Source organism: Bradyrhizobium sp. JYMT SZCCT0428, assembly GCF_018131075.1.
Lineage (GTDB): Bacteria > Pseudomonadota > Alphaproteobacteria > Rhizobiales > Xanthobacteraceae > Bradyrhizobium.
The window spans coordinates 43,223-64,621 of record NZ_JAFCLS010000042.1; the positions used below are offsets into that span (position 1 = coordinate 43,223).

Annotated in this window: 23 protein-coding genes and 1 pseudogene; 18 read left to right on the forward strand and 6 right to left on the reverse strand. The window is 62.1% G+C overall.

The genetic code is table 11. From position 1 onward, the window contains the following. The first annotated feature begins 31 nt into the window (after window positions 1-31). From JQ575_RS32780 to JQ575_RS32785, 3 genes are all read left to right on the forward strand, one after another. The gene (locus JQ575_RS32780) at window positions 32-253 is read left to right on the forward strand and encodes a hypothetical protein (protein ID WP_212037306.1); all 222 of its coding nucleotides are present in this window, start codon (window positions 32-34) and stop codon (window positions 251-253) included. Between the two features lie 21 nt (window positions 254-274). Beyond that, the gene (locus JQ575_RS45835; protein WP_283842665.1) at window positions 275-409 is read left to right on the forward strand and encodes a hypothetical protein; all 135 of its coding nucleotides are present in this window, start codon (window positions 275-277) and stop codon (window positions 407-409) included. A 92-nt stretch (window positions 410-501) separates the two neighbouring features. Further along, complete coding sequence (locus tag JQ575_RS32785) at window positions 502-759, forward strand: hypothetical protein (protein WP_249167059.1); 258 nt, start codon at window positions 502-504, stop codon at window positions 757-759. Window positions 760-825: 66 nt separating this feature from the next. Here JQ575_RS32785 and JQ575_RS32790 read toward each other — a convergent pair whose 3' ends face one another. Continuing rightward, window positions 826-1,041 (reverse strand): SlyX family protein, encoded by a 216-nt coding sequence (locus JQ575_RS32790; RefSeq protein ID WP_212037307.1) that lies wholly within the window; start codon window positions 1,039-1,041, stop codon window positions 826-828. Next, window positions 1,034-1,786, reverse strand: coding sequence for a rhodanese-related sulfurtransferase (locus tag JQ575_RS32795; protein ID WP_212037308.1), 753 nt, complete (start codon window positions 1,784-1,786; stop codon window positions 1,034-1,036). The genes JQ575_RS32790 and JQ575_RS32795 overlap by 8 nt, the downstream gene beginning before the upstream one ends. Before the next feature lie 203 nt (window positions 1,787-1,989). On the opposite strand from JQ575_RS32795, the gene ggt reads away from it, so the two are divergent. From ggt to JQ575_RS32830, 7 genes are all read left to right on the forward strand, one after another. Further along, window positions 1,990-3,576, forward strand: coding sequence for a gamma-glutamyltransferase (gene ggt / locus JQ575_RS32800; RefSeq protein WP_212037309.1), 1,587 nt, complete (start codon window positions 1,990-1,992; stop codon window positions 3,574-3,576). A 93-nt stretch (window positions 3,577-3,669) separates the two neighbouring features. Then, window positions 3,670-4,956, forward strand: coding sequence for an FAD-dependent oxidoreductase (locus JQ575_RS32805; RefSeq protein WP_312016065.1), 1,287 nt, complete (start codon window positions 3,670-3,672; stop codon window positions 4,954-4,956). A 330-nt stretch (window positions 4,957-5,286) separates the two neighbouring features. Continuing rightward, on the forward strand, window positions 5,287-5,766 hold the full coding sequence (locus JQ575_RS32810; protein WP_212037337.1) for a low affinity iron permease family protein: 480 nt from the start codon (window positions 5,287-5,289) through the stop codon (window positions 5,764-5,766). A gap of 211 nt (window positions 5,767-5,977) precedes the next feature. Continuing rightward, complete coding sequence (locus tag JQ575_RS32815; RefSeq protein ID WP_212037311.1) at window positions 5,978-6,820, forward strand: hypothetical protein; 843 nt, start codon at window positions 5,978-5,980, stop codon at window positions 6,818-6,820. 201 nt (window positions 6,821-7,021) lie between these two features. Then, window positions 7,022-9,157 (forward strand): catalase, encoded by a 2,136-nt coding sequence (locus JQ575_RS32820; RefSeq protein WP_212037312.1) that lies wholly within the window; start codon window positions 7,022-7,024, stop codon window positions 9,155-9,157. Window positions 9,158-9,165: 8 nt separating this feature from the next. After that, entirely contained in the window at window positions 9,166-9,501 is a 336-nt protein-coding gene (locus JQ575_RS32825) for a low affinity iron permease family protein (protein ID WP_212037313.1), read from the forward strand. 108 nt (window positions 9,502-9,609) lie between these two features. Then, window positions 9,610-10,068, forward strand: coding sequence for an FKBP-type peptidyl-prolyl cis-trans isomerase (locus JQ575_RS32830; RefSeq protein ID WP_212037314.1), 459 nt, complete (start codon window positions 9,610-9,612; stop codon window positions 10,066-10,068). Window positions 10,069-10,159: 91 nt separating this feature from the next. On the opposite strand, the gene JQ575_RS32835 is transcribed toward JQ575_RS32830, so the two are convergent. Then, window positions 10,160-10,375, reverse strand: a complete 216-nt coding sequence (locus JQ575_RS32835) for a CsbD family protein (protein ID WP_212037315.1) — start codon at window positions 10,373-10,375, stop codon at window positions 10,160-10,162. A 148-nt stretch (window positions 10,376-10,523) separates the two neighbouring features. Between JQ575_RS32835 and JQ575_RS32840 the strand changes: the two genes are divergently transcribed. From JQ575_RS32840 to JQ575_RS32850, 3 genes are all read left to right on the forward strand, one after another. Next, window positions 10,524-11,069, forward strand: a complete 546-nt coding sequence (locus JQ575_RS32840; protein ID WP_212037316.1) for a cupin domain-containing protein — start codon at window positions 10,524-10,526, stop codon at window positions 11,067-11,069. Window positions 11,070-11,282: 213 nt separating this feature from the next. Beyond that, window positions 11,283-11,714 carry a VOC family protein gene (locus tag JQ575_RS32845; protein WP_212037317.1) on the forward strand — a complete coding sequence of 144 codons (432 nt, stop codon included), beginning with the start codon at window positions 11,283-11,285 and terminating at the stop codon, window positions 11,712-11,714. 220 nt (window positions 11,715-11,934) lie between these two features. Then, the gene (locus JQ575_RS32850; RefSeq protein WP_212037318.1) at window positions 11,935-12,576 is read left to right on the forward strand and encodes a glutathione S-transferase family protein; all 642 of its coding nucleotides are present in this window, start codon (window positions 11,935-11,937) and stop codon (window positions 12,574-12,576) included. 46 nt (window positions 12,577-12,622) lie between these two features. Here the strand turns inward: JQ575_RS32850 and JQ575_RS32855 are convergent, their stop codons facing one another. Then, window positions 12,623-13,792 (reverse strand): hypothetical protein, encoded by a 1,170-nt coding sequence (locus JQ575_RS32855; RefSeq protein ID WP_409364845.1) that lies wholly within the window; start codon window positions 13,790-13,792, stop codon window positions 12,623-12,625. Beyond that, window positions 13,792-14,502, reverse strand: coding sequence for a FecR domain-containing protein (locus tag JQ575_RS32860; protein WP_212037320.1), 711 nt, complete (start codon window positions 14,500-14,502; stop codon window positions 13,792-13,794). The genes JQ575_RS32855 and JQ575_RS32860 overlap by 1 nt, the downstream gene beginning before the upstream one ends. Before the next feature lie 194 nt (window positions 14,503-14,696). On the opposite strand from JQ575_RS32860, the gene JQ575_RS32865 reads away from it, so the two are divergent. Beyond that, complete coding sequence (locus tag JQ575_RS32865) at window positions 14,697-15,995, forward strand: phospholipid carrier-dependent glycosyltransferase (RefSeq protein WP_409364846.1); 1,299 nt, start codon at window positions 14,697-14,699, stop codon at window positions 15,993-15,995. Window positions 15,996-16,057: 62 nt separating this feature from the next. Here JQ575_RS32865 and JQ575_RS32870 read toward each other — a convergent pair whose 3' ends face one another. Beyond that, a complete protein-coding gene (locus tag JQ575_RS32870) occupies window positions 16,058-16,690 on the reverse strand; it encodes an OmpA family protein (RefSeq protein ID WP_212037321.1) in 633 nt (210 codons plus the stop codon). A gap of 495 nt (window positions 16,691-17,185) precedes the next feature. Here JQ575_RS32870 and JQ575_RS32875 point away from each other — a divergent pair, with 495 nt between their 5' ends. From JQ575_RS32875 to JQ575_RS32890, 4 genes and pseudogenes are all read left to right on the forward strand, one after another. Beyond that, window positions 17,186-17,416, forward strand: coding sequence for a hypothetical protein (locus tag JQ575_RS32875; RefSeq protein WP_212037322.1), 231 nt, complete (start codon window positions 17,186-17,188; stop codon window positions 17,414-17,416). Window positions 17,417-17,460: 44 nt separating this feature from the next. After that, window positions 17,461-18,630 (forward strand): winged helix-turn-helix domain-containing protein, encoded by a 1,170-nt coding sequence (locus JQ575_RS32880; RefSeq protein ID WP_212037323.1) that lies wholly within the window; start codon window positions 17,461-17,463, stop codon window positions 18,628-18,630. A gap of 134 nt (window positions 18,631-18,764) precedes the next feature. Continuing rightward, window positions 18,765-20,047: pseudogene (locus JQ575_RS32885) on the forward strand (MFS transporter). Between the two features lie 242 nt (window positions 20,048-20,289). Beyond that, window positions 20,290-21,396, forward strand: a complete 1,107-nt coding sequence (locus JQ575_RS32890; protein WP_212037324.1) for an efflux RND transporter periplasmic adaptor subunit — start codon at window positions 20,290-20,292, stop codon at window positions 21,394-21,396. Window positions 21,397-21,399: the final 3 nt, after the last annotated feature.

Sequence of the window (21,399 nt, forward strand, 5' to 3'; positions counted from 1 at the left end):
GGGGACGTTATCTCGGCAATGGAGGAACCACATGGCTGAGAAATTCAATCCCGCGGCGCATGACAAGCACGCCGATGACCCCCGTGACGCGCTGTTGGCCGATCGGGAAATGCACGAAAAACTCGATGCGGGGCTGGAGGGCAGTTTTCCGGCCTCAGATCCCGCCAGCGCCGCGCAACCGGCGCCGTCGAAACATGACGGCGATCGCGCCAACGTAACGCTGTGGGACAAGGTGCTCGCGGTTTTCCGCTAGCACTTACTGGCGGGTGATGTGATGAAGCCTGAATTCAACCACGCCGCCAACAACTCGCCGCGTAGCGGCAGTTCGAAGAAAGTCGCGCCTGTGGTCTGGGCCGTGATCGTGGCTGCTATGATCGCGCTCGCGATCTGGTTTGGCATACGCGCGTAGTGCAATTGCAGCGCGCGTGATTGCCCCGGAACAATTCATATCACCGCGAATTGCTCCCAGATAACACAGAGATTCACAGAGAGGAACATGTGATGATCAAGCATCTTGTCATGGCTGCCGTCGCGGTAGCCGGAATTTCCTTCGTTCAGCCGGTGAGTGCGCAAGACGTGGGCGTCGGCGTTGGACCGGCGGGCGTTGGCGTCACCGTCGGCCGCGCCGACCGTGACCGCTATCGCGACCGCGAAGTGATCCGTGAGCGTGAGTACCGTGATCGCGATGAGACCGTCGTGATCAAGCGCAAGCGCGATTACGATCCTGACCGCAAGGTCATCATCGAGCGCGAGCGCTAGTAGAGCGTTTTAGCGTTGAGTTTGGTGGAACGGCCTCCCTGGTGGGGGCCGTTTCCCGTTGTCGCCTCAATAATGCGGCGGCCGTTCGTTGACCGGACCGGTGATATTGCTTTCGGCATCCTGCAGCCGATCCTTCAGCTCCGCGAGCTGGCGCGTCAGGGCGTCGATCTGCTTCCACTGCTCGGTGATGGTCTGGTTCAGCGTCTCGATGGTTACGTCCTGAAACGTCAGCCGCATTTCCAGTGCGTCGATGCGCTCGCCGAGCGCGTTGGTGTCACTCATGGGAGCCACCGTTGGTTTGCCGCTCCTCCAGGCCGTGGCCCAGCGCTACGCGCTCGTCGAACACGAAGCATTCGCCGCGCCAGCGGCTTTGTTCTTTCGGCACGCCGTCCAGATAACGCAGGATGCCGCCTTTGAGGTGATAGACTTCGTTAAATCCATGCGCCAGCAAATAGGCGCTGGCCTTTTCGCAGCGAATGCCGCCGGTGCAGAACATCGCGATCTTGCGGTGCTTGGCCGGATCGAGCTGCCGCGCGGCAAAATCCTTGAACTGCCCAAAACTCCTGATGCCGGGATCGACCGCGCCTTCGAACGTCCCCATCGCGACCTCGAAGGCGTTGCGGGTGTCGATCACGAGCGTATCCGGCGCTGATATCAGCGCGTTCCAGTCGGCCGGCTCCACATAGGTGCCGACCTGCCGGGTCGGGTCGGCAATTGCGTCGCCCAGTGTTACGATTTCCTTCTTGAGCCGGATCTTCAGCCGCGCAAACGGCATCGCGGCGGCCTGCGAGAATTTGAGTTCGAGGTTGTCGAGCCGGCCGCCGAACAGGGCGCCGGTCTGCAACGCCTCGGCCAGGGCGTCGATCGCTATGGCGTCTCCGGCCAACGTCCCATTGATGCCTTCATGCGCCAGCAGCACGCTGCCTTTCAGCCCGAGGCCCGCGCAGAACGCGCGCAAGGGCTCGCGCAGCTCCCGGAAATCCGGCAGCGCAGCGAATTGGTAGAAGGCGGCGACCTTGAGGGGCATGGCGACCGTTTATCAGGCGGGCAGGGGAGGGGAAACCCTGCAAAATCAGCCGCCAGCCCCTGCGTTTGCCGGCCTGCCCTCGTGGCCAAATCTCTGGCATACCAGCCATTGCCCTGCCCGGGATGAATATGCCAAGAACCCACACTTAGCCCGCGCCTGACCCCGGCGTGGCCAAAGAAAACGCTGAAAAGAAAGCTTTCCTGATGAGGAATTTCCATTTCGCCGGCCGCTCGACGGTCCATGCCCAGAACGCGATGGTGGCGACCTCGCATCCCGCCGCGGCGCTGGTGGCGGTCGACGTGATGCGCGCCGGCGGCACCGCCGCGGACGCCGCGGTCGCAGCCTGCGCACTGCTCGGCGTCATCGAGCCGCAATCGACCGGCATCGGCGGCGATTGTTTCGCGCTGATCCAGCCCAAGGGCGAAGGCAAGATTGTCGCCTATAACGGCTCCGGCCGCGCGCCGATGGCGGCAAACGCCGAATGGTATCTCGAGCGCAAGATCAACTCGGTGCCGCTGACCTCGGCGCACGCCGTCAGCATTCCAGGCAGCATCGACGCCTGGGATACGATCCTGCGCGATCACGGCAAGATGGGGCTCGATACCCTGCTGCAGCCCGCGATCAAGGCCGCCGAAGAAGGCTACATCGTCGCCCCGCGCATCGCCTTCGACTGGAAGAACGGTTTCGAGAAACTCAAGAACGGCACCAACACCGAGCGCTATCTGCTGCCGCACGGCAAGCCGGCCGCCGCCGGCGATGTGATCCACCAGCCGGAACTCGGCAAGACGCTGCGCGCGATCGCCAAGAACGGCCGCGACGCGTTCTATACCGGCGAGATCGCCGCCGACATGGTCGATACCCTGCGCGGCATCGGCGGTCTGCACACGCTGGAGGATTTCGCAGCCCACTCGACCGAGACGACCTCGCCGATCGGCACCATCTATAAGGGCCACGACGTCTGGCAGTGCCCGCCGAACGGCCCGGGCATCACCATGCTTGTCATGCTCAACATCCTCTCCCGCTTCGACCTGACGAAATATCCCGCGCTGAGCGTCGAGCGTTTTCATCTCGAGGCCGAGGCCGCGCGCATCGCCTACATGATGCGCGAGCAGTACATCGGCGACCCCGCGCAGGTTCACGTCGATGTCGCCGGCATCCTCGCCAAGGAGTTCGCCGAAGAGCACATCAGCAAGATCCGGATGGACGGACTGCTCGACCTGCCGAACGTCGCGCCGCCGATGAATCCATCCACCGTCTACATCACCGTGGTCGACAAGGACCGCAACGTCTGCTCGTTCATCAACTCGATCGCGCACTCGTTCGGCTCGGCGATCGTTTCCAACAACACCGGCGTGCTGCTGCAGAACCGCGCCGGCGGTTTCCGGATCCAGCCCGGCCATCCCAATTGCATCGCGCCGGGCAAGCGGCCGCTGCATACGATCATCCCGAGCCTGGTGACCAAAAACGGCCGCGCGCTGATGCCGTTCGGCGTGATGGGCGGGCAGTATCAGCCGGTGGGCCAGAGCCATGTGCTGACCAACATGCTCGACTATGGCTGCGACGTGCAGGAAGCGATCGATATGCCGCGCGGCCTGCATTACGAGGGCGTCTACCAGCTCGAGGACAGCGTGCCGGCTGACATCGTCGAGGGCCTGAAGAAGATCGGGCACAAGACCACCAGCGTGGTCGGCCCGCTCGGCGGCGGCCAGGCGATCTGGATCGACTGGGACAAGGGCACGCTGGCCGGCGGTTCCGATCCCCGCAAGGATGGTTGCGCGCTGGGATACTAAAGCGATCGGGCAGGCTTGCTGCCCGCCGCTGTCTCTCACCTCATCGACCTCGGAACCAGTTCCCATCGCTTTCGTTAAGCGATGGGCGCAGGCGTGCGCCGGTTTGTCCCCCGCGTCAGCCCCCTGAGGTCCGCCATCAGCGTTCTCGATACCGACGACACCGAACAGGCCGATCTGCGCGGCGGCCAATCACCGTGGTTTGCGGCGGCCGGACTTCCAGCGCGCCGTGAGGTGAGCGAGAATCTCAAATGCGATGCGCTGATCGTCGGCGCGGGGATCACGGGATCGCTGGTCGCCGAGCGCCTGACGCGCCAAGGGCTCGACGTCGTGATCGTCGATCGCGAGTTGCCGGGTCGCGGCAGCACCGCCGCCAGCACTTCGATGCTGCTGTGGGAAATCGACCGCTCGCTGACGGAGCTGACGGAGGCTTATGGTTTCGAGCGCGCCTCGCGCGCCTATCGCGCCAGCCTGAACGCGGTCACCGGCCTGAGATCGCTGGTAGCACAGCTCGGCATTGCCTGCGACCTGCATGACAGGGAGTCGCTTTATTTGGCGGCCGGTGACACCGGCGGTGAGTTGATCGAAGAGCATCGTTTGCGCCAGCGCGCCGCTCTGCCCGGCGATTATCTCGACCATGCCAGGCTGCTGGAAATTTATGGAATTGCGCGGGCCGGCGCGATCGTATCAAAGGGCGCCGCCGATGCCGATCCGATGCAACTGGCGCGCGGGCTTCTCAAGGCGTCTGTTGCGCGGGGCGCCCGTTCGTTTGAAGGCGATGCCGTGGCGTTCGATCCTGGGGGACGTTCGGTCGGTGTCGCCATGGCCAATGGCCGTGAGATCGAGGCGCGTTCGGTGATACTCGCGACCGGCTATACGATGCCGGATATCGTCAATTCGACGGTGCATGCGGTGTCATCGAGCTGGGCGATTGCGACCACGCCGCAGCCGCAGAACATCTGGAAAGACGCCGCGCTGATCTGGGAGAACAGCAAGGATTATCATTATGCGCGCACGACGCGGGCAGGGCGGATCATCATCGGCGGCGAGGACAGTGACGATGTGATCGAGCCGGAGGCGCGCGACCGCCTGATCCCCGAGAAGTCCAGGATTCTCGCACAAAAACTTGCGGCGCTATGGCCGATCGCAAACACCGAAATCGAATTCCGCTGGTCCGGCACGTTCGACACCACGCACGACGGGCTGCCGCTGATCGGCCCGGTGCCCGGACACAAGGGCGTCTTTGCGGCGTACGGCTATGGCGGCAACGGGATCACGTTCAGCTATCTCGCCGCGCAGATGATCGGCGATTTGATTGCCGGCGCGAGTTCGCCCTTGCTGCGCGATTTCGCGCTGGACCGGGATGGTGGATCGATCGGTTGACGGTTGCACTATTGGAACCTGGCTCATCGCCACGCGTTGTCCATGCAGTCATCAATCATGGAGGCTGACATGGGTTTCGGAAAAGGCGCGCTTCTCTGGTTAATCGGTATTCCGCTTCCGATCATTTTGCTTCTTGCACTATTCATGAACCGCTAGGTGTTGAGCGTCCGGAGCCCCCAACGGACAATTCCGCAGTGAGGCTCCGGATGCACCTCATTCACCTTGTGGCGCTGTCGAAATGATCCAGGACTTCGCTCCGTGGATCGGAGCCAGCGCCGCTGCCGGCGCGTCGCGCTGGGCGGTCAGGCATTGAAGGAGCAGATTTCGTCGATGGCCGGCCAAAACACCTATCCGCAGGATAACAGATCCGTGGAGCATCACGGCGGTTTCAGCCGCTTCTTCGGTGATCTCGCGAACAAGACGTCGCTGGCGGCTGGCCGCGCCTCCGCGTTCATGGTCGCGGCGGGAGTCGTTTTGGTTTGGGCGATCACGGGGCCGTTGTTTCAATATTCGGACACCTGGCAACTCGTCATCAATACAGGCACGACGATCGTCACCTTCCTGATGGTGTTTCTGATCCAGAACTCCCAGAACCGCGACAGCGCGGCCATTCAGGTCAAGCTGGACGAACTCATTCGCGTCAGCACCGCGCAGAATTCCTTTGTCGGAATAGAACATCTCACCGATGACGAACTCGAGGAAATCCGAGACAGATGCGAGCGGCGCGCCGAAGCTGAAAAGGCCGGCGAAGAGTCCGTGAAGAAGACAGGCAAGAAAGCCAAAGAGGCTGCGGATCGCGCGGTAGGCTAGGCCGACCCATCGTCGCACAGAGACAATAGCGATCACGCGCCCTCGGAAAAACCGAGGGCGTGCTCGTTGTCGTGTTCAGTCGGTGCTTCCGATGCTTCTCGGCAAGAAGAAGGCAATGCTTCGGAACCAAAGTTCTCACAGCACATTGGTGCGGCATCTGAACAACAATGCGGCACTTGAAATTTCTGCCGTCAGCTTGGAGCGCACTATTATGGATGCAGTCGTTATTCAACCGGGAGTCGATACGGTCGAGCCGTCCGTCTCCGGCGTTTCATGGCCCGCGGTTGCCGCTGGCGCCGTCGTCAGTTGTGCGCTCACGCTGGTATTGCTGGCGTTCGGCATCGGTCTTGGTCTCTCCGTCGTGTCGCCCTGGAGCGGCTCGGGCGTGTCGGCAACGACCTTCAAAATCGGAACGGGCCTTTATCTCATCGTCATTGCGATGCTCGCTTCCTCGATCGGCGGCTATATCGCCGGTCGGCTGCGGACGCGATGGACCGGCGTTCACACCGACGAGGTCTATTTTCGTGACACCGCTCATGGCTTTATCGCCTGGGCTTTCGCTTCCGTGCTCGGCGCGATCCTTCTGGCATCGCCAGCGAGCAGCTTGATTGGCGGCGCGGCGTCCGGCGTAAGCCAGGCGGCGACGACTGCGGCGAGCCAGTCCGGCCCGATGGACGGTTACGTCGACACGCTGCTGCGTGCGGACACGCCGGCGCCGGCCAGCACCGGCAATACGCAGGACCCGCGCGGTGAAATGACCCGCTTGTTCACCTCAAGCTTCCGCAACGGCGGTGAACTGAAAGCGCCCGACAAGACTTACGTTTCGAAGGTCGTTGCTGCGCGAACCGGTCTGAGCCAGGCCGATGCCGAAAAGCGCGTCAATGATGTCGTCACGCAGATCAAGGCAGATGCTGATGCGGCCCGCAAGGCCACCGCGCAACTCGCGTTCTGGCTCGTGGCGTCACTTCTGATCGGCGCGTTCTGCGCAAGCCTTGCTGCGACCGAAGGCGGTGCCCTTCGCGACGGTACATGGCGACGCGCGGCTCACCGCTAACTCTGCAACATGAAAGGAACGTCCCATGCCCATTTTTCTTTGGCTCGTCGGAATTCCGATTCCGCTGATCATCCTGATCCTGCTGCTGCGATAGGCAGTTGAAACCAGAGCTGAAAATCCCCCGCGGTCGCGGGGGATTTTGCCTTCTCGTCATTTCGATGGACCGACGCTTGGTGCCATTGTTTCTAACCAGGAAAATTCATGGCCAAATCTTCCAAGTCAGCCGTCAACGGCAAAGCAATATCCGCCCGGTCGGTAACGATTCACGATCAGAAACTGAGTCGCGGCGAGGGCGGCGAGCTGCATCAGGTTGCGACAGTTGATGTGCCGGTGCTGACCACCGCCCAGGGCGGTCCGGTGTCGGACGATCAGAACTCGCTCAAGATCGGCCCCCGCGGACCTACGCTGCTCGAAGATTTTCATTTCCGCGAGAAGATCTTCCACTTCGACCACGAGCGCATTCCGGAGCGCGTGGTTCATGCCCGCGGCTACGGCGCACACGGCTTCTTCGAGAACTACAAGCCGCTTTCGAAATACACCCGTGCCGACCTGTTTCAACGCGCCGGCGAGCGAACGCCGGCCTTTGTGCGGTTCTCGACGGTGGCGGGCGCAAAGGGCTCGTCCGATCTGGCGCGCGATGTGCGCGGGTTTGCCGTCAAGCTTTATACGCAGGAAGGCAACTGGGACATCGTCGGAAACAACATTCCGGTGTTCTTCATTCAGGACGCGATCAAGTTTCCGGACCTCGTTCATGCGGTGAAGGAAGAGCCGGATTGCGCGTTTCCACAGGCCCAATCAGCCCACGACAATTTCTGGGATTTCATCAGCCTGACCCCCGAAAGCATGCACATGATCATGTGGGTGATGTCGGACCGCGCCATCCCGCGCTCGTTCCGCTTCATGGAAGGGTTCGGCGTCCACACGTTCCGTCTCGTCAATGCGAAGAACGAGTCGACGTTCGTCAAATTCCACTGGAAGCCCAAGCTCGGCCTGCAGTCGGTGTTGTGGAACGAGGCTGTGAAGATCAACGGCGCCGATCCGGATTTCCATCGTCGCGACCTCTGGACCGCCATACGGACCGGAAATTTTCCGGAATGGGAACTGCAGTTTCAGCTGTTCGATCAGGCCTTCGCGGACCGTTTCGACTTCGATGTGCTCGATCCTACCAAAATCATTCCGGAAGAAATGGTGCCGCCGATCCCGGTCGGCCGTCTGGTGCTGGACCGGATGCCGGATAATTTCTTCGCCGAGACCGAACAGGTCGCGTTCATGACCCAGAACGTGCCGCCCGGCATCGACTTCTCCAACGATCCGCTGCTGCAGGGGCGCAATTTTTCCTATCTCGACACCCAGTTGAAGCGGCTGGGCGGACCCAACTTTACCCATATTCCGATCAACGCGCCGAAATGTCCATTCGCTCATTTCCAGCAAGACGGTCATATGGCGATGCGCAACCCGGTCGGGCGCGTCAACTATCAACCGAATTCATTCGGCGAAGGACCACGCGAGTCCCCGCAGCGTGGCTTCGTGCCATTTGCGGACGTGGAGCAGGGCGCCAAACGCCGGCTTCGCGCGGAGAGCTTTGCCGATCACTACAGCCAGGCGCGGCAGTTCCTGATCAGCCAAACCCGCGGCGAGCAGCATCATATCGCGGCGGCGCTGACCTTCGAACTCAGCAAGGTGAAAACCCCTGTCATTCGCGAGCGGATGGTGTCGCATTTGCTCAACATCGACGAGACGCTGGCGGGCAAGGTCGGCACAGGGCTCGGGCTGAAAGCGATGCCCAAGCCGGCCGCTGCGGCAATGCCGACGCGGCAGGACCTCGATCCGTCCCCAAAACTGAGCATCGTCGAAAACGGGCCGCAACGGTTCGAGGGCCGCAAGCTCGGTATCCTCGTCACCGACGGCACCGATGCGGCGTTGCTGAAAGCGCTGCAGAAGGCGCTCACCAAGGAAGGCGCCACGTTCGAAATCATCGCCCCGAAGGTCGGAGGAGCCAGGGCCGGCGACGGCAGCTGGATCGAAGCCGATCAGATGATCGATGGCGCTCCCTCGGTATTGTACGACGCGGTTGCGCTGCTGCCGGCGGCTGCGGCAATGGACGATCTGCTGCAGGAATCCACCGCGCGCGATTTCGTCGCCGACGCGTTTGCCCATTGCAAGTTCATCGGTCACGTGGAAGCGGCAACACCGCTGTTTGGGAAAGCCGGGATCGCCGAGGACGATATCGACGAAGGTTTCATTGATCTGGCTTCGGCAAAGGACGTGGCAGGCTTTGTCGGCAAGCTCGGTCAATTGCGGGTTTGGGGCCGGGAGCCCAGCGTCAAGATGAAGTAGCAGGAGCGATGGCGAAGGTACCCGAGCAGCACTGGACAACCCACATCGGGCAAGCGGCGGGACACCCCGCCGCCTTCCTTGGGGTCGTCGCCTACGGTGCGCTGTGGTTCGCCTTTGCCAGGGATAGCTTCGGTTGGGAGGCCGTCGGCACACTGGCGGTTTTCATGATGACGCTGTTCATCCAGCGCGCCAACCGGCGCGATAATCTGGCGCTCCATGCCAAGCTGGATGAGCTTTTGCGCGTGGATTGCGATGCAAGGTCGGAGCTTACTCACCTCGACGAGCAGGAGCCTGAAGAGATCGAGCGGCATCGGGATAAAGAAGTGAGGAAGGATGCCGATTAACCACGCCGGAAGCGCGCCGATTTCACGCGTATTTGGCTGCGCCGACGGGGTGACAACACCAGCTCCGTTGCGCTAGACACGCTCCGACTTATCGAGAAAGGCAACGAGATGCGATCTTCCAGACGCACGATCATTCAGACCGCGTTTGCCGCCGTGGCGGCGGCTGCTACTTCAACCCTTATTCCGGCCCCGGCATCGGCCCAGACCGCAGGAAAACCCATGACCACAGCTTCAGGTTTACAGATCATCGACAGCACGGTCGGAACCGGCGCTTCGCCGAAACCCGGCCAGACCTGCGTCATGCACTACACCGGCTGGCTTTATGAAAATGGCCAGAAGGGCAAGAAGTTCGACTCTTCGGTCGACCGCAACGAGCCGTTCGATTTTCCGATCGGCCAGGGCCGCGTCATCAAGGGTTGGGACGAGGGCGTCGCCTCGATGAAGGTCGGCGGCAAGCGCACGCTGATCATTCCGCCCGCGCTGGGCTATGGCGCGCGCGGCGCCGGCGGCGTCATTCCGCCCAACGCCACGCTGATGTTCGATGTCGAATTGTTGGCGGTGAAGTAACCGCGGCTTCTCGCTTCATGCGCCCGATGGTGCAAACAAAAAAAGACCGGTCCCAAAGGACCGGTCTTTCAGTTTCGCGCAGTCAGCGCGATCAGAGGTTCTTGTTTGCCGCGGCAGCCGCCTTGTCGATGGCTTCCTTGGTGGCCTCCTTGGCGTCGCCCATGGCCTTCTGGCCCTTGCCTTTGACTTCCTGGATCATGCCTTCGCCCTGCAGTTGCTCAGAACCGGTGGCTTCGCCGATGCCCTGCTTGGCCTTGCCGATGGCTTCGTTGGTGGCGCCTTTAACCTTGTCTGCCGTGCTACCCATGGAACATTCCTTCTGATGTTTGTACTTCGATAGAGCAACGCACCAATGCGCCAGCGGTTCACTCTAAACGCTGGTTTCTGTTCACGTTTTTATGTACGCTTGGCCATCGAACGATTTTAAGGCGAACGATTTTACGGAAAGCAGCGCGATGTCAGGCTCTCACGACCACACACATGATCACTCGCACGATCATTCTCACGGCGATCACTCGCACAGCCACGACGCCGAGCGCTGGAAGCACGATGGCGTCCGTGTCATTCCCGGCAATCAGCTCGATCCCAACGTGCCGTCGACCGCGGGCATGGACCGCAAGGCCGCGATCAATTTCGCCCGCGTCGGCGCGCAGAAATTATGGGCGGGCACCGTGACAATCCGGCCCGACGCCAAGACCGGCGCGCATCATCACGGCCATCTCGAAAGCATCATCTATGTCGTGAAGGGCAAGGCGCGGATGCGCTGGGGTGAGCAGCTGCAGTTCACCGCCGAAGCCGGTCCCGGCGATTTCATCTTTGTGCCGCCCTATGTGCCGCACCAGGAGATCAACGCCAGCCGCGACGAGGTGCTGGAATGCGTGCTGGTGCGCAGCGACGGCGAAGCGGTCGCGATCAACCTCGACATCGAGCCGATCGAAAAGCCGGAGACCGTGCTGTGGGTCGACCCCGTGCACCGGGACCCCGCGGAGAAGAAATCGTAACTTCTCGTCGCCCTTCGCGATAACGATCAAATCTGTCATGCCCGGCCTCGTGCCGGGCATTTGCGTATTGGCTTGCCGAAGTTGGTTTGCTGAAGTCCAGGCAAAGCCCCGTCACGGCGCGGAAAATCAGCCCGAAAAAAATCTCCAAAACCGATGTCGGATCGGTCCCGGCTGGTTCGTCCTTGATCCGAACCCCTCGAAAGGAGCCCATTCATGGCCAAAATGATCTTCGTCAACCTGCCGGTCAGCGACCTTGCCCGCGCCACCGCGTTCTACCAGGCGATCGGCGCCGTGAAGAACGAGCAGTTCTGCGACGACACCGCGTCCTGCATGGTGTTTTCCGACACCATTTACGCGATGCTGCTGACCCATGAGAAGTTCATGCAGTTCTCGCCGAAGAAGATCGCGGACACGAAGACGTCCTGCGAAGTCCTGATCTGCGTCTCGGCCGACAGCCGGGCGGAAGTCGACGATCTCGTCGGCAAGGCCGAGAGGGCGGGCGGCGGCGTCGATCCCTGCCCAAAGCAGGATTACGGCTTCATGTACGGCCGCAGCTTTGAGGATCCGGACGGCCATATCTGGGAAGTGATGTGGATGGATGTCGCGGCCGCGAATGCGGCGCAACCGGCTGTCGCCAACGCCTGATCTCACGGTCATCGCGGCGGCGTAAGGTGAGGGGCGCAGGGTGGGCAAGGGCGCGCTTCGCGCCGTGCCCACCGTCTGTCCCGGGTGTATATCTAGAGCGTTTTCCAGCGAAGTGGACACCGGTTCGCGTCAAGAAAACGCGTCAAAACAAGAATCTAGAGCCCCGTTCCGATTCCATCGGAACGGAAAAGGCTCTAGCCCAATCCAGGAACGCTTAACTATGCTCACCGTCTATGGCGAAGGTCGTGGCTTCCGTGTTGTTTGGCTGCTTGAGGAATTAGGATTGGCTTATCGGCTGCGGCCGGTCGATCTGCTGGCACCAGAGGTTGATCGTGATTTCCTCGCGATCAACCCGGCCGGCTTCATTCCCGCACTGCAGGACGGCGAAACGATCATGGTCGAATCGATCGCGATTCTTGAGTACCTGCTCGCCCGCCACGGCTCAGCTTCGCTTGCCGTCGCCCCGGACGATCCCGCCTTCGCTTCCTATCTGCAATTTCTCCACTTAGGCGAGGCCGGACTCGCCGGGCCGATGAACGCCGTCTTGGTCGGTCGCCAACTGGCGCCCGAAGCCGAGCGAAATGCCCGGGTTACCTGCTGGGCATTCGAGACCTTCGAGAGCCGGCTGGGGTTGGTTATCCGCCGCCTCGCGGATTGCCCTTATCTCGCCGGCGACCGATTCACTGCTGCCGATATCTCGGTGAGCTACGCCCTCCTGCTCGGCCTGCGAACCGGCAACTACGTCCCCGGTTCTACCGAGCGGGACTATCTCGCCCGCACGACGGCACGCCCTGCCTACGCCCGAGCGATGGAAAGCTGCCAGGCCACCAAGGCCTGGGCGGCGAGATCACCGGGATTGTAGTGCTCGCTTCAATCCGGCTGTGGCTCCGCGCTTACGAGTCTGCGGCCTAGTACGTGATCCGCAAGCCGACGCCGCCATGCAGCGTGTTGCCGACCGGCTGCGGGCCGGCGGTGCCGTTGACGAAGAGGTCGGCGACCCAGCCCTTGCTGATCCGGAAGCCAAGGCGGCCGCCATATTCGAACCAGCCCTGGTTGCCGATCGTCGGCACCACGGTGCCGTTGCCGGTCACGGTGGCGACGATGCCGGATTGGGTGCCGAACGATTGCACGAACCCGCCATTGATGTTGGCCTCGACATTGTTGCCGAACAGATGCGTCCATTGTCCGCCGATCTTGACCAGGTTGGTCTTGTCGGTGCCGCCGGCGATCGAGGCGTCGAACGGGTTGAACGCGGCGGCGGGATCGGTATAGCCCTTCACGCGCTGCCACAATTGCCAGACTTCGACGGAGGCGGCGACCTCGTCGCGCGGTGACAGCCGGCTGATCCAGCCTGCGCGGCCATAAACGCCGTAATTGTCGCCGGTGGTGTGGCTGTCCAGCGATACCGCCCCCAGGCTCGTCGCATAGGTGCGGCGATAGCGTATCTTCTCATAGGGCGTCAGGATGGCGCCGATGTCGAAGAACGGCCGTGACGATCCCCAGTCGGCGAAATCGTAACGCAACGCGAACGCGCCGATCGGGGCGGCCGTGACGCTGTAGCCGCCTTCGCTGTAGTGCGTGTAGGCGATGCCCGCCAGCAGCGACAGATTGGCGGTCAGGTTCTTGCGGCCGTGAATGCCGGCCGAGAAAGACCCCGCCGAGCCGAAGGCGCTGACGCAATCGCCGCAATTGACCTGTTCGTTGATGCCGAGCAGCACGGTGCCGAGCACGCGGTTGGTGATCATCTGGTTGAAGCGCTGCTTGGCCAGATCGTTGATCGATCCCGCGCTGGAATCCGCGCCGGTTGGGCTTGGGGTCGGTGTCGGCGTTGGCGACGCAATTGGGGTCGGTGATGGCGAGGGCGTTGGTGATGGTGAATATGTGGGGGTTGGTGCTGGCGACGGCGAATACGTCGGCGTCGGCGAGGGAGAGCCGGACGGGTTCGGATTCGGATTGGTGCACTCTGTGCAATCGTCGAGAGACTGCGCCGACGCGGGCGCGATCAGCATCGGCGTCAGCAAAACCCCCGCGGTCAGCGCGGCCGACACAATGAAGCCCTTGATGCGGTTTGCCATCATCAGCGTCCGCACAGCATGCCGCCGTCATCGACCGGCGGCGTCACCGTCGGCGAGGCGTTGGCATATTGCGTCGCGCTGCAAAGCCCCGCCGCGGCGCTGCAGGTCTTGGCGAAGGTCCATGGCGGGTTGTTGGTCTTCTTGATCGATGTCTTGCCGCCGCTCAGGGTGATGACGGCGGTATCGCCGGGATTGGTGAGCTGGACGCATTCGAAGCTGACGGTGCAGACCGATGCCTGGCCTTCCCGCAAGTTGACGACGGTCTGGCCGCGCTGCGACAGGATATCGAGCGTGGTGCCGCGGACGCCGATGGTCGCAAGCGGCGTCGTGATCTTGTAGGCGGCTTTTTCCGAATTGCCGGTGACGAAGCGGAACGCGCCGGAGGTCAGGCGGATCGCGACGTCGCGATAGTGGGTCTCGTCGTCGAACACGGTGCGGTCGAGCTTGAGCGACGCGCTCGGCCCGAGCGAGAGGTTGGTGCTGTCGGACATCACCAGCCGCGCGGCGCTGTCGAGACCGGTGCGCACGATTTCGTCGCGCAGCAATCCATCGCCGACATTGAGCTGGCTGGTTGCCGATCCGGCAACACGGAGAACTTGATTCTTGACGACGGCGGCTTCGCCGACACGCGTTTGCGCTGAAAGCGGACTTGCCGCCAGCACCGCGATTGCGCCAAGCACAAAAAGAAAAAAAGAGCAGTTACGCGATTTCATTTCAAAGCCGATCGATTATCCCGACATCGTACCGGATCGCGCGCGCAAGCGATGTGGCAGAATTATCACAAGCGGCGCCTTACTAGCCCGTCGGTTAGTGCTGCCGGATTCCAATCGCGTTCAATGCGAAGGACATAAAAATATGTACCGCCCACACTGAATTTTGCCGCAATTTCATTTGGTTTCTGAAGACAGTGCCAGAATCACCAGCTTCCATCCCCAATCAGACGATTGCGCGCACCGCTATCATCGCGGGTACCCTGTTTTTCTTCGCGCATTTCGCGATGCTGATTGGCATCACCACGCCCGAGAAGTTCTACTTCGACGAAGTGCATTACGTGCCGGCGGCGCGGCAGATGCTCCTGCCCGTGATGCCGCAGCCGATGCTCAACCCGATGCATCCGCCGCTGGCCAAGCAATTCATCGCGCTGTCGATCCACACCTTCGGCGACGTGCCGCTGGGCTGGCGTTATCCAGCGGTGCTGGCAGGCGCGCTCGCCATTGTCGCGGTGTATCTGTGCGGCCTCGCATTGTTCGCGGCGCAGGGGCCGGCCATCGCCGCGAGCCTGCTCGCCTTTTTCAACCAGATGCTGTTCGTGCAATCGCGGATCGCGATGCTGGATATTTTCGCGCTGACTTTCAGCCTGTTCGCCATCGCCGCGTTCATGCACGGCTTCCGGCAGCAGCGGCCGCATCTGTGGTTCGCGCTGACCGGGCTGTGTTGCGGTTTTGCGATCGGCTGCAAATGGAGCGGGCTGTTCGTGCTCGCGGTCTGCGTCGTCATCGTGGCGGTGATCCGCCTGTTGCAAAGCTGGCGTACGCAGTTCGCCGACGGCAATGCGGACGACTGGTACCGGCCCGACCTGTGGCCCGGTTTCAAGGCCTGGCATTTCGCGGCCTGCTTCCTGCTGATGCCGGCGCTTTCCTATCTCTCGACCTTCGTCCCGCTCTACGGCCTGTCGGTCCCTGACATCATCGAGGCGCAACGGCGGATTTTCAGCGACAACACCACGACCGCGATCGCGGGCCACACCTATATGAGTTCGTGGCCGTCCTGGCCGTTTCTGGTGCGCCCGGTCTGGTATCTGTTCGACAAGGTCGGCGACGACAGGATTTCGGCTGTGGTGTTTCTCGGCAATCCCCTGATCCTGTGGCCGGCGTTGATCGCGCTTCTGGTTTGCCTGCGCGACTGGATCGTGACGCGGCGAGCGGATGCGTTTCTGGTGCTGGCGTTCTTTGTCGGCCCGTATCTTGCCTGGGCGTTGCTGCCGCGAACGCTCGGCTTCATCTATTATTATCTGCCGGCCGCGACCACCGCGAGCTTCGTGCTGGTCTATGCGCTCCGCCGCGGCGCCACGCCACGCTGGCTGCTATGGGCCTTTGTCGCGGTGGGGTTTGCGGGCTTCGTTGTAATGCTGCCGATCTCGGCCGCGTTCGTGGAAACATCGATGGCGACGTTCAACCGCCTGATGATTTTCCAGAACTGGATCTAAATCCCAGACAAGCAAAATCCGCCCGCCGTTCCCGGCAGGCGGATCGATCACTTTAACGCGTGCTACTGCTTCGCGGCGGTCTTGGTATCCATGTTGACGACCTGGACGCGGCGGTTGACCGGGTCCATCGGCGCGTTCGGATCCTTCGGCCTGGTCTCGCCGTAGCCGACGGTCACGAGGTCGGAGGCGTTGAGGCCGTACTGCTCGGTGAGAAACTTCTTGATCGTATCGGCGCGGCGCTCGGAGAGGTCCTGATTATATCCGTCGCTGCCGACCGCATCTGTATGACCGGCAACCACGAAGGTCGAACCCTTCAGGCTGGCGTCCGAAAGCGCCTTGCCGAGTTCCTGCACCGCCGACATCGAGCTCTTGCTGATGTCGGCCGAATTGTAGTCGAAGCGGATTTCGAGATCGATCTTCGGCTTGGTCGCGGCGAGTTCGGCAATTTCCTGGCGCTCGCCGAGCGAGAGCGAGCGGGTTTTGCGGTTGCGCAGCGTGTCGACGAAGCTGGCTTCCTTGGCCTGGGCGGCGGTATTGACCTGCGGGCCCATCGAAAGGCTGCGGGTCGCCGACGTCGGCTTCAGCGCGTTCAGGATCTTGTCTGCCGAGACGGTCTCACCGGCAAACGCCACGCCCGCTGTCATCGACAGCACGGCGCCGAATGTCAGGATGGAAAATCCATTAAAGCGGGTCATTGTCGTCTTCCTCACTGGTACGCCTGCCATATTGGCTGGTTGGCGGTTTGATGCTGCGACGATAAGACAGGTTCAAATCGACTAATGTGATCTAGGTCACGTTGGAAGCAGCCGGTTTCCGTTGATATGGGGTCGCTTCGGGACTCTGTGTGATCTAGATCACTGTGTTCCCTGCGACTTCTATAAAGGGCGCTTGCGAGCTCCAAAACGCAATTGTCTCGTGTTGCAGGTATCAGCGAACCCGCGCCGCTTCCCGGCTTCCTCTTTGCTGTTTGCTGGTCGCAATGCCGTCGCGTCAGCGCCGATCTGCGAACAACAAATCGGCATGATGGGCACCTAGCAAGATTCTCCACGAAGAGAATCCCAAAAGAAAATCAGAAGAAAAGGTTTGGGCAAGCAAGAGCAGGCGGACGGGTGTTTCAGTCGGTAAAGCGTCAACGTGAGTATCAAAATTATCGTAACGTTCCACCGGAACTCACGGGGTCGGCAAGTTCAATGCCGACCTTGATCGGCGCGGCGATGATCGCGGCGGCAATCCTGCTGTCGACGTTCATCAACGCGCTCGGCACCCGCTATACCGCCTTCGATGGTCCGACCGAAGAGAGCGCGTGGCTGGTCGATCGCCTGACCGGCAGCGTCTACAAATGCCGCGCCCCGGACCATGGCAAGGCGTCCTGCGAGGCGGATATCGCAACCGGCAGCGTCCCGGACCGGCCGAAGCGATAATCCGGGACTCCTCCGGCGCGCGAATCCGATTACATTGCGGGACAATGCCCCGCGCGACAAAACCCCACCCCCTGACCAAGACCGAGGCCCGGCGAATCTGGCTGCGTGCCCAGCGGCTCGATACGCCTGACCCGTTCGGCGAGGGGCCAGCAGCCACTGCCGCCGCGGTGGAGCATCTCGGCTACGTGCAGATCGACACCATCAACGTGATCGAGCGCTGCCACCACCACATTCTCTTCAGCCGCATTCCCAGCTATCGGCGCGCGGACCTGCGGCAGGCCCAGAGCGTCGACAAGAGCGTGTTCGAATACTGGACCCATGCGCTGTCCTATGTGCCGTCGAAGGACTTTCGCTTCTTTGTGCCGGGCATGAAGCTGCACAAGCGCGAGGGCCATAAATGGTTCGCATCCGTCAGCCCGGCCGACACCCGCAAGGTGATGCGGCTGCTCAAGCGGGACGGCGCACTGACCATCCGCGACATCGAGGACGACGTGCTGACGGAGAAGGAGCATCTGTGGGCGAGCCGCAAGCCGTCGAAGCGCGCGCTGCAGCTGGCGTTCTATACCGGCGCGGTCACGATCTCCGAACGCACCGGCATGCTGAAGACATATGAGCTGATGACGCGGCATTTCGGCTGGGACAAGCCGCCGAAGCCGGCATCGAACCTCGAGACGACCACCTATCTGCTCGACCGCGCCTTGCGCGCGCAGGGGCTCGTCAGCCTCGATTCGATTTGCCATCTCGATGCGCCGAGCAAGGCCGCCGTCCGCCGCCTGATCGAGGCGCGTGTCCGTCGCAAGGAGATGGTGCCGATAGAACTCGAAGGCGCGGGCAAGCAGGAACATTGGGCGCAGCCGGAGACGCTGGAGCAAACCGCAGGCGAGGGCGATGGCGGCCTCGTGCACATCCTCTCGCCGTTCGATCCCCTCATCATCCAGCGCAAGCGCACCGAATTGTTCTTCGATTACGGCCATCGTTTCGAGGCCTATGTGCCCCGGGAAAAGCGCCTGTTCGGTTATTTCGCGCTGCCGGTCTTGGTCGGCGAAGACATCGTCGCTGCGATCGATCTGAAGACCGACCGCAAGGAAAAGAAATTGCTGATGCAGAAATGGAACTGGGTCGGCAAGGGCGCCGCGAAGGCGCCGCGCAAGGAGCTCAAGCGCCGCATCGAGGAAGAACTGCATCGCTTCGAGCGGTTTCAACTGGCGGAGTGAAGCGCAGCCATTGCGTCCCGCGCATTGCCCCCATCCGATTGCGGATGCGCTGCTCCCGCAAATCGGATTGACACCGGTTTGCCAATGCTCAAAACCCCGGCAACAGCAACAACAAACGGCCCGGGAACAAACTTATGAGCCTTGCCACCACGTCAGTCGCCGCCGACGGCGCCAGCAGCGACATCGAAACCTCGACCATCCGCACGATCTCATGGCGGCTCATTCCATTCCTGATCCTGGCCTATTTCTTCTCCTATCTCGACCGCGTCAATCTCGGCTTCGCCGCGCTCACCATGAACGCGGAACTGAAATTCACGCCGCTGATCTTCGCCTGGGGCGCCGGCATCTTCTTCATCGGTTATTTCATCTTCGAGGTGCCGAGCAACCTCGCGCTGGAAAGATTCGGCGCCAGCCGCTGGATCGCCCGCATCATGGTGACCTGGGGCATCATCTCGGCGGCGATGGCGCTGGTGAGTGGCGAACTGAGTTTTTACGTGCTGCGCTTTCTGCTTGGCGTCGCCGAAGCCGGCTTCTTTCCCGGCATCATTCTCTATCTGACCTATTGGTATCCGGCGGAATATCGCGCGCGGTTCCTCGCCGCGTTTGCGATCGCCGTTCCCGTCTCCACCGTGATCGGCGCGCCGATCTCGGGCCTGCTGCTCGGGCTCGACGGCATGATGGGGCTGAAGGGCTGGCAGTGGCTGTTCATTCTCGAGGGCATTCCTTCGGTGCTGCTCGGCATCGTCACCTGGTTCTATCTCACCGACAGACCGGAGAAGGCGGACTGGCTGACACCGGAACAGAAGGCGTGGCTGGCGGCAAAGCTGCAGGCGGAGATCGCGACCAAGCAGGCGGCAAAGCACCTGACGCTCGGGCAGGCGCTGTCGTCGCCGAAGGTGCTCATGCTGAGCATCGTCTATTTCGGCTTCGTCGGTGCGCTCTACGGCATGCAGTTCTGGCTGCCGCAGATCGTGAAAGCATTCGGCCTCAGCAATGCGCAGACCGGTTTCGTCACCGCGATCCCGTTCCTGTTCGGCACCATCGCGATGATCCTGTGGGCGCGGCACTCCGACGCCACGCGCGAACGCGTCGCCCATGTCGGTGGGCCGCTGCTGCTCACCGCCGTCGCCCTCGGCGCCTCCAGCTACATCACCGATCCCGTCACGACGATGGTGCTGCTGACGATCGCCGCGATCGGCGTCTTCTGTACGTTTGCGGTGTTCTGGACGTTGCCGACGGCGTGCACCTCGCGGGTTTTGGCGGGCCGTATCTGGTCGGCTGGGTCAAGGAGGCTACCGGGAGCACGTCGACGGGCTTGCTGGTGCTCTCCCTGCTGCCGCTTGCGGCGGGGCTTTTGGTGTTCCTCGGAGGGCACGATACCAAGACCGAGTTCGGCGGGGCAGGGCAGGGGAAATAGCCCGCGCCGTCGCCCCTGCGAACGCAGGGGCCATACGCCGCGGCCTCGGGAAAGGGCACGCGGCCAATGGTCTTCCGCCTCATCGGCATTTGTGGCTATGGGCCCCTGCGTTCGCAGGGGCGACGGGAAAGTTGGGCTCCTTAATTCCCGTTAACTCACGAATTGGTGTTCACTGACGAATATTGACATTCGTCAGTGAACATTCAATAATCTTCATCGGTATGTAGCCGATGGAGAAACCGATGTTCGCCCGATCCATTTTTTCCAGCTATTACAAGCTCTTGACCGGAGCGATGCTGGCGTTGGCGGTGTTCACGCTGACCGGCTGCAATGAAAAGGCGGCCGAAAAAGCCCCTCCCGGGCGTCCAGTTCTGGTCGCCACCGTGCATTATGAGGCGGAAACGCCGGAACGCAGCTTTGTTGGCACCATCAGGCCCCGGATCGAGACCGACATGGGTTTCCGGGTCCCGGGCAAGGTCGCCAAGCGCCTCGTGGAAGTCGGCCAGACCGTTGATGTCGGCCAGCCGCTCGCCACCCTCGATGAAGTCGATCTGAAGCTGCAGGCCGAGCAGTCCGAAGCGGAATACCGCGCCGCGACCGGCGTGCTGGCGCAGGCCTCCGCGTCCGAGCAGCGCGCCAAGGATCTGCGCGCCAAGGGCTGGACCACGGACGCGCAGATGGATCAGAGCCGCGCCGCTGCCGATGAGGCCCGCGCGCGCTTTTATCGTGCCGAACGTTCGGTCGAACTGACCAAGAACTCTCTTTCTTACGCGACGCTGGTCGCCGATACCCGCGGTGTCGTCACCGCAACCCTCATCGATGCCGGCCAGGTCGTCGCCTCCGGCCAGACCGCGGTTCGTGTCGCGCGCTTTGCCGAAAAGGAAGCCGTGGTCGCGATCCCCGAGACTCTGGTGGGCCGCGCCAAGGATGGCGCCGCCTCCGTCACGCTGTGGTCGGACGCCAACAAGAAATACGTCGCGAAACTGCGTGAGATCGCACCGACGGCGGATCCGGCAACGCGCACCTATCTGGCAAAGTTCTCGCTGCCCGGCGCCGGCGACAGCGTTTCGCTCGGCATGACCGCAACGTTGACGCTGTCCGATCCCGCCACCGAGAACGTCGCGAAGCTGCCGCTGTCGGCGCTGTACAGCCAGGGCGGCAATCCCTCGCTCTACATCGTCGACGATGCCGGCGCCGTGACGCTGAAGCCGGTCGTCGTGAAGTCCTACGAGAGTAATTCCGTCGTCATCACCGGCGGCGTGCCTGAAGGCGCCAAGGTTGTGGCGCTCGGCGTGCAGAAGCTCGATCCGGCCCAGACGGTCCGTGTCGTATCGTCCCTTTCGTTCTGACCG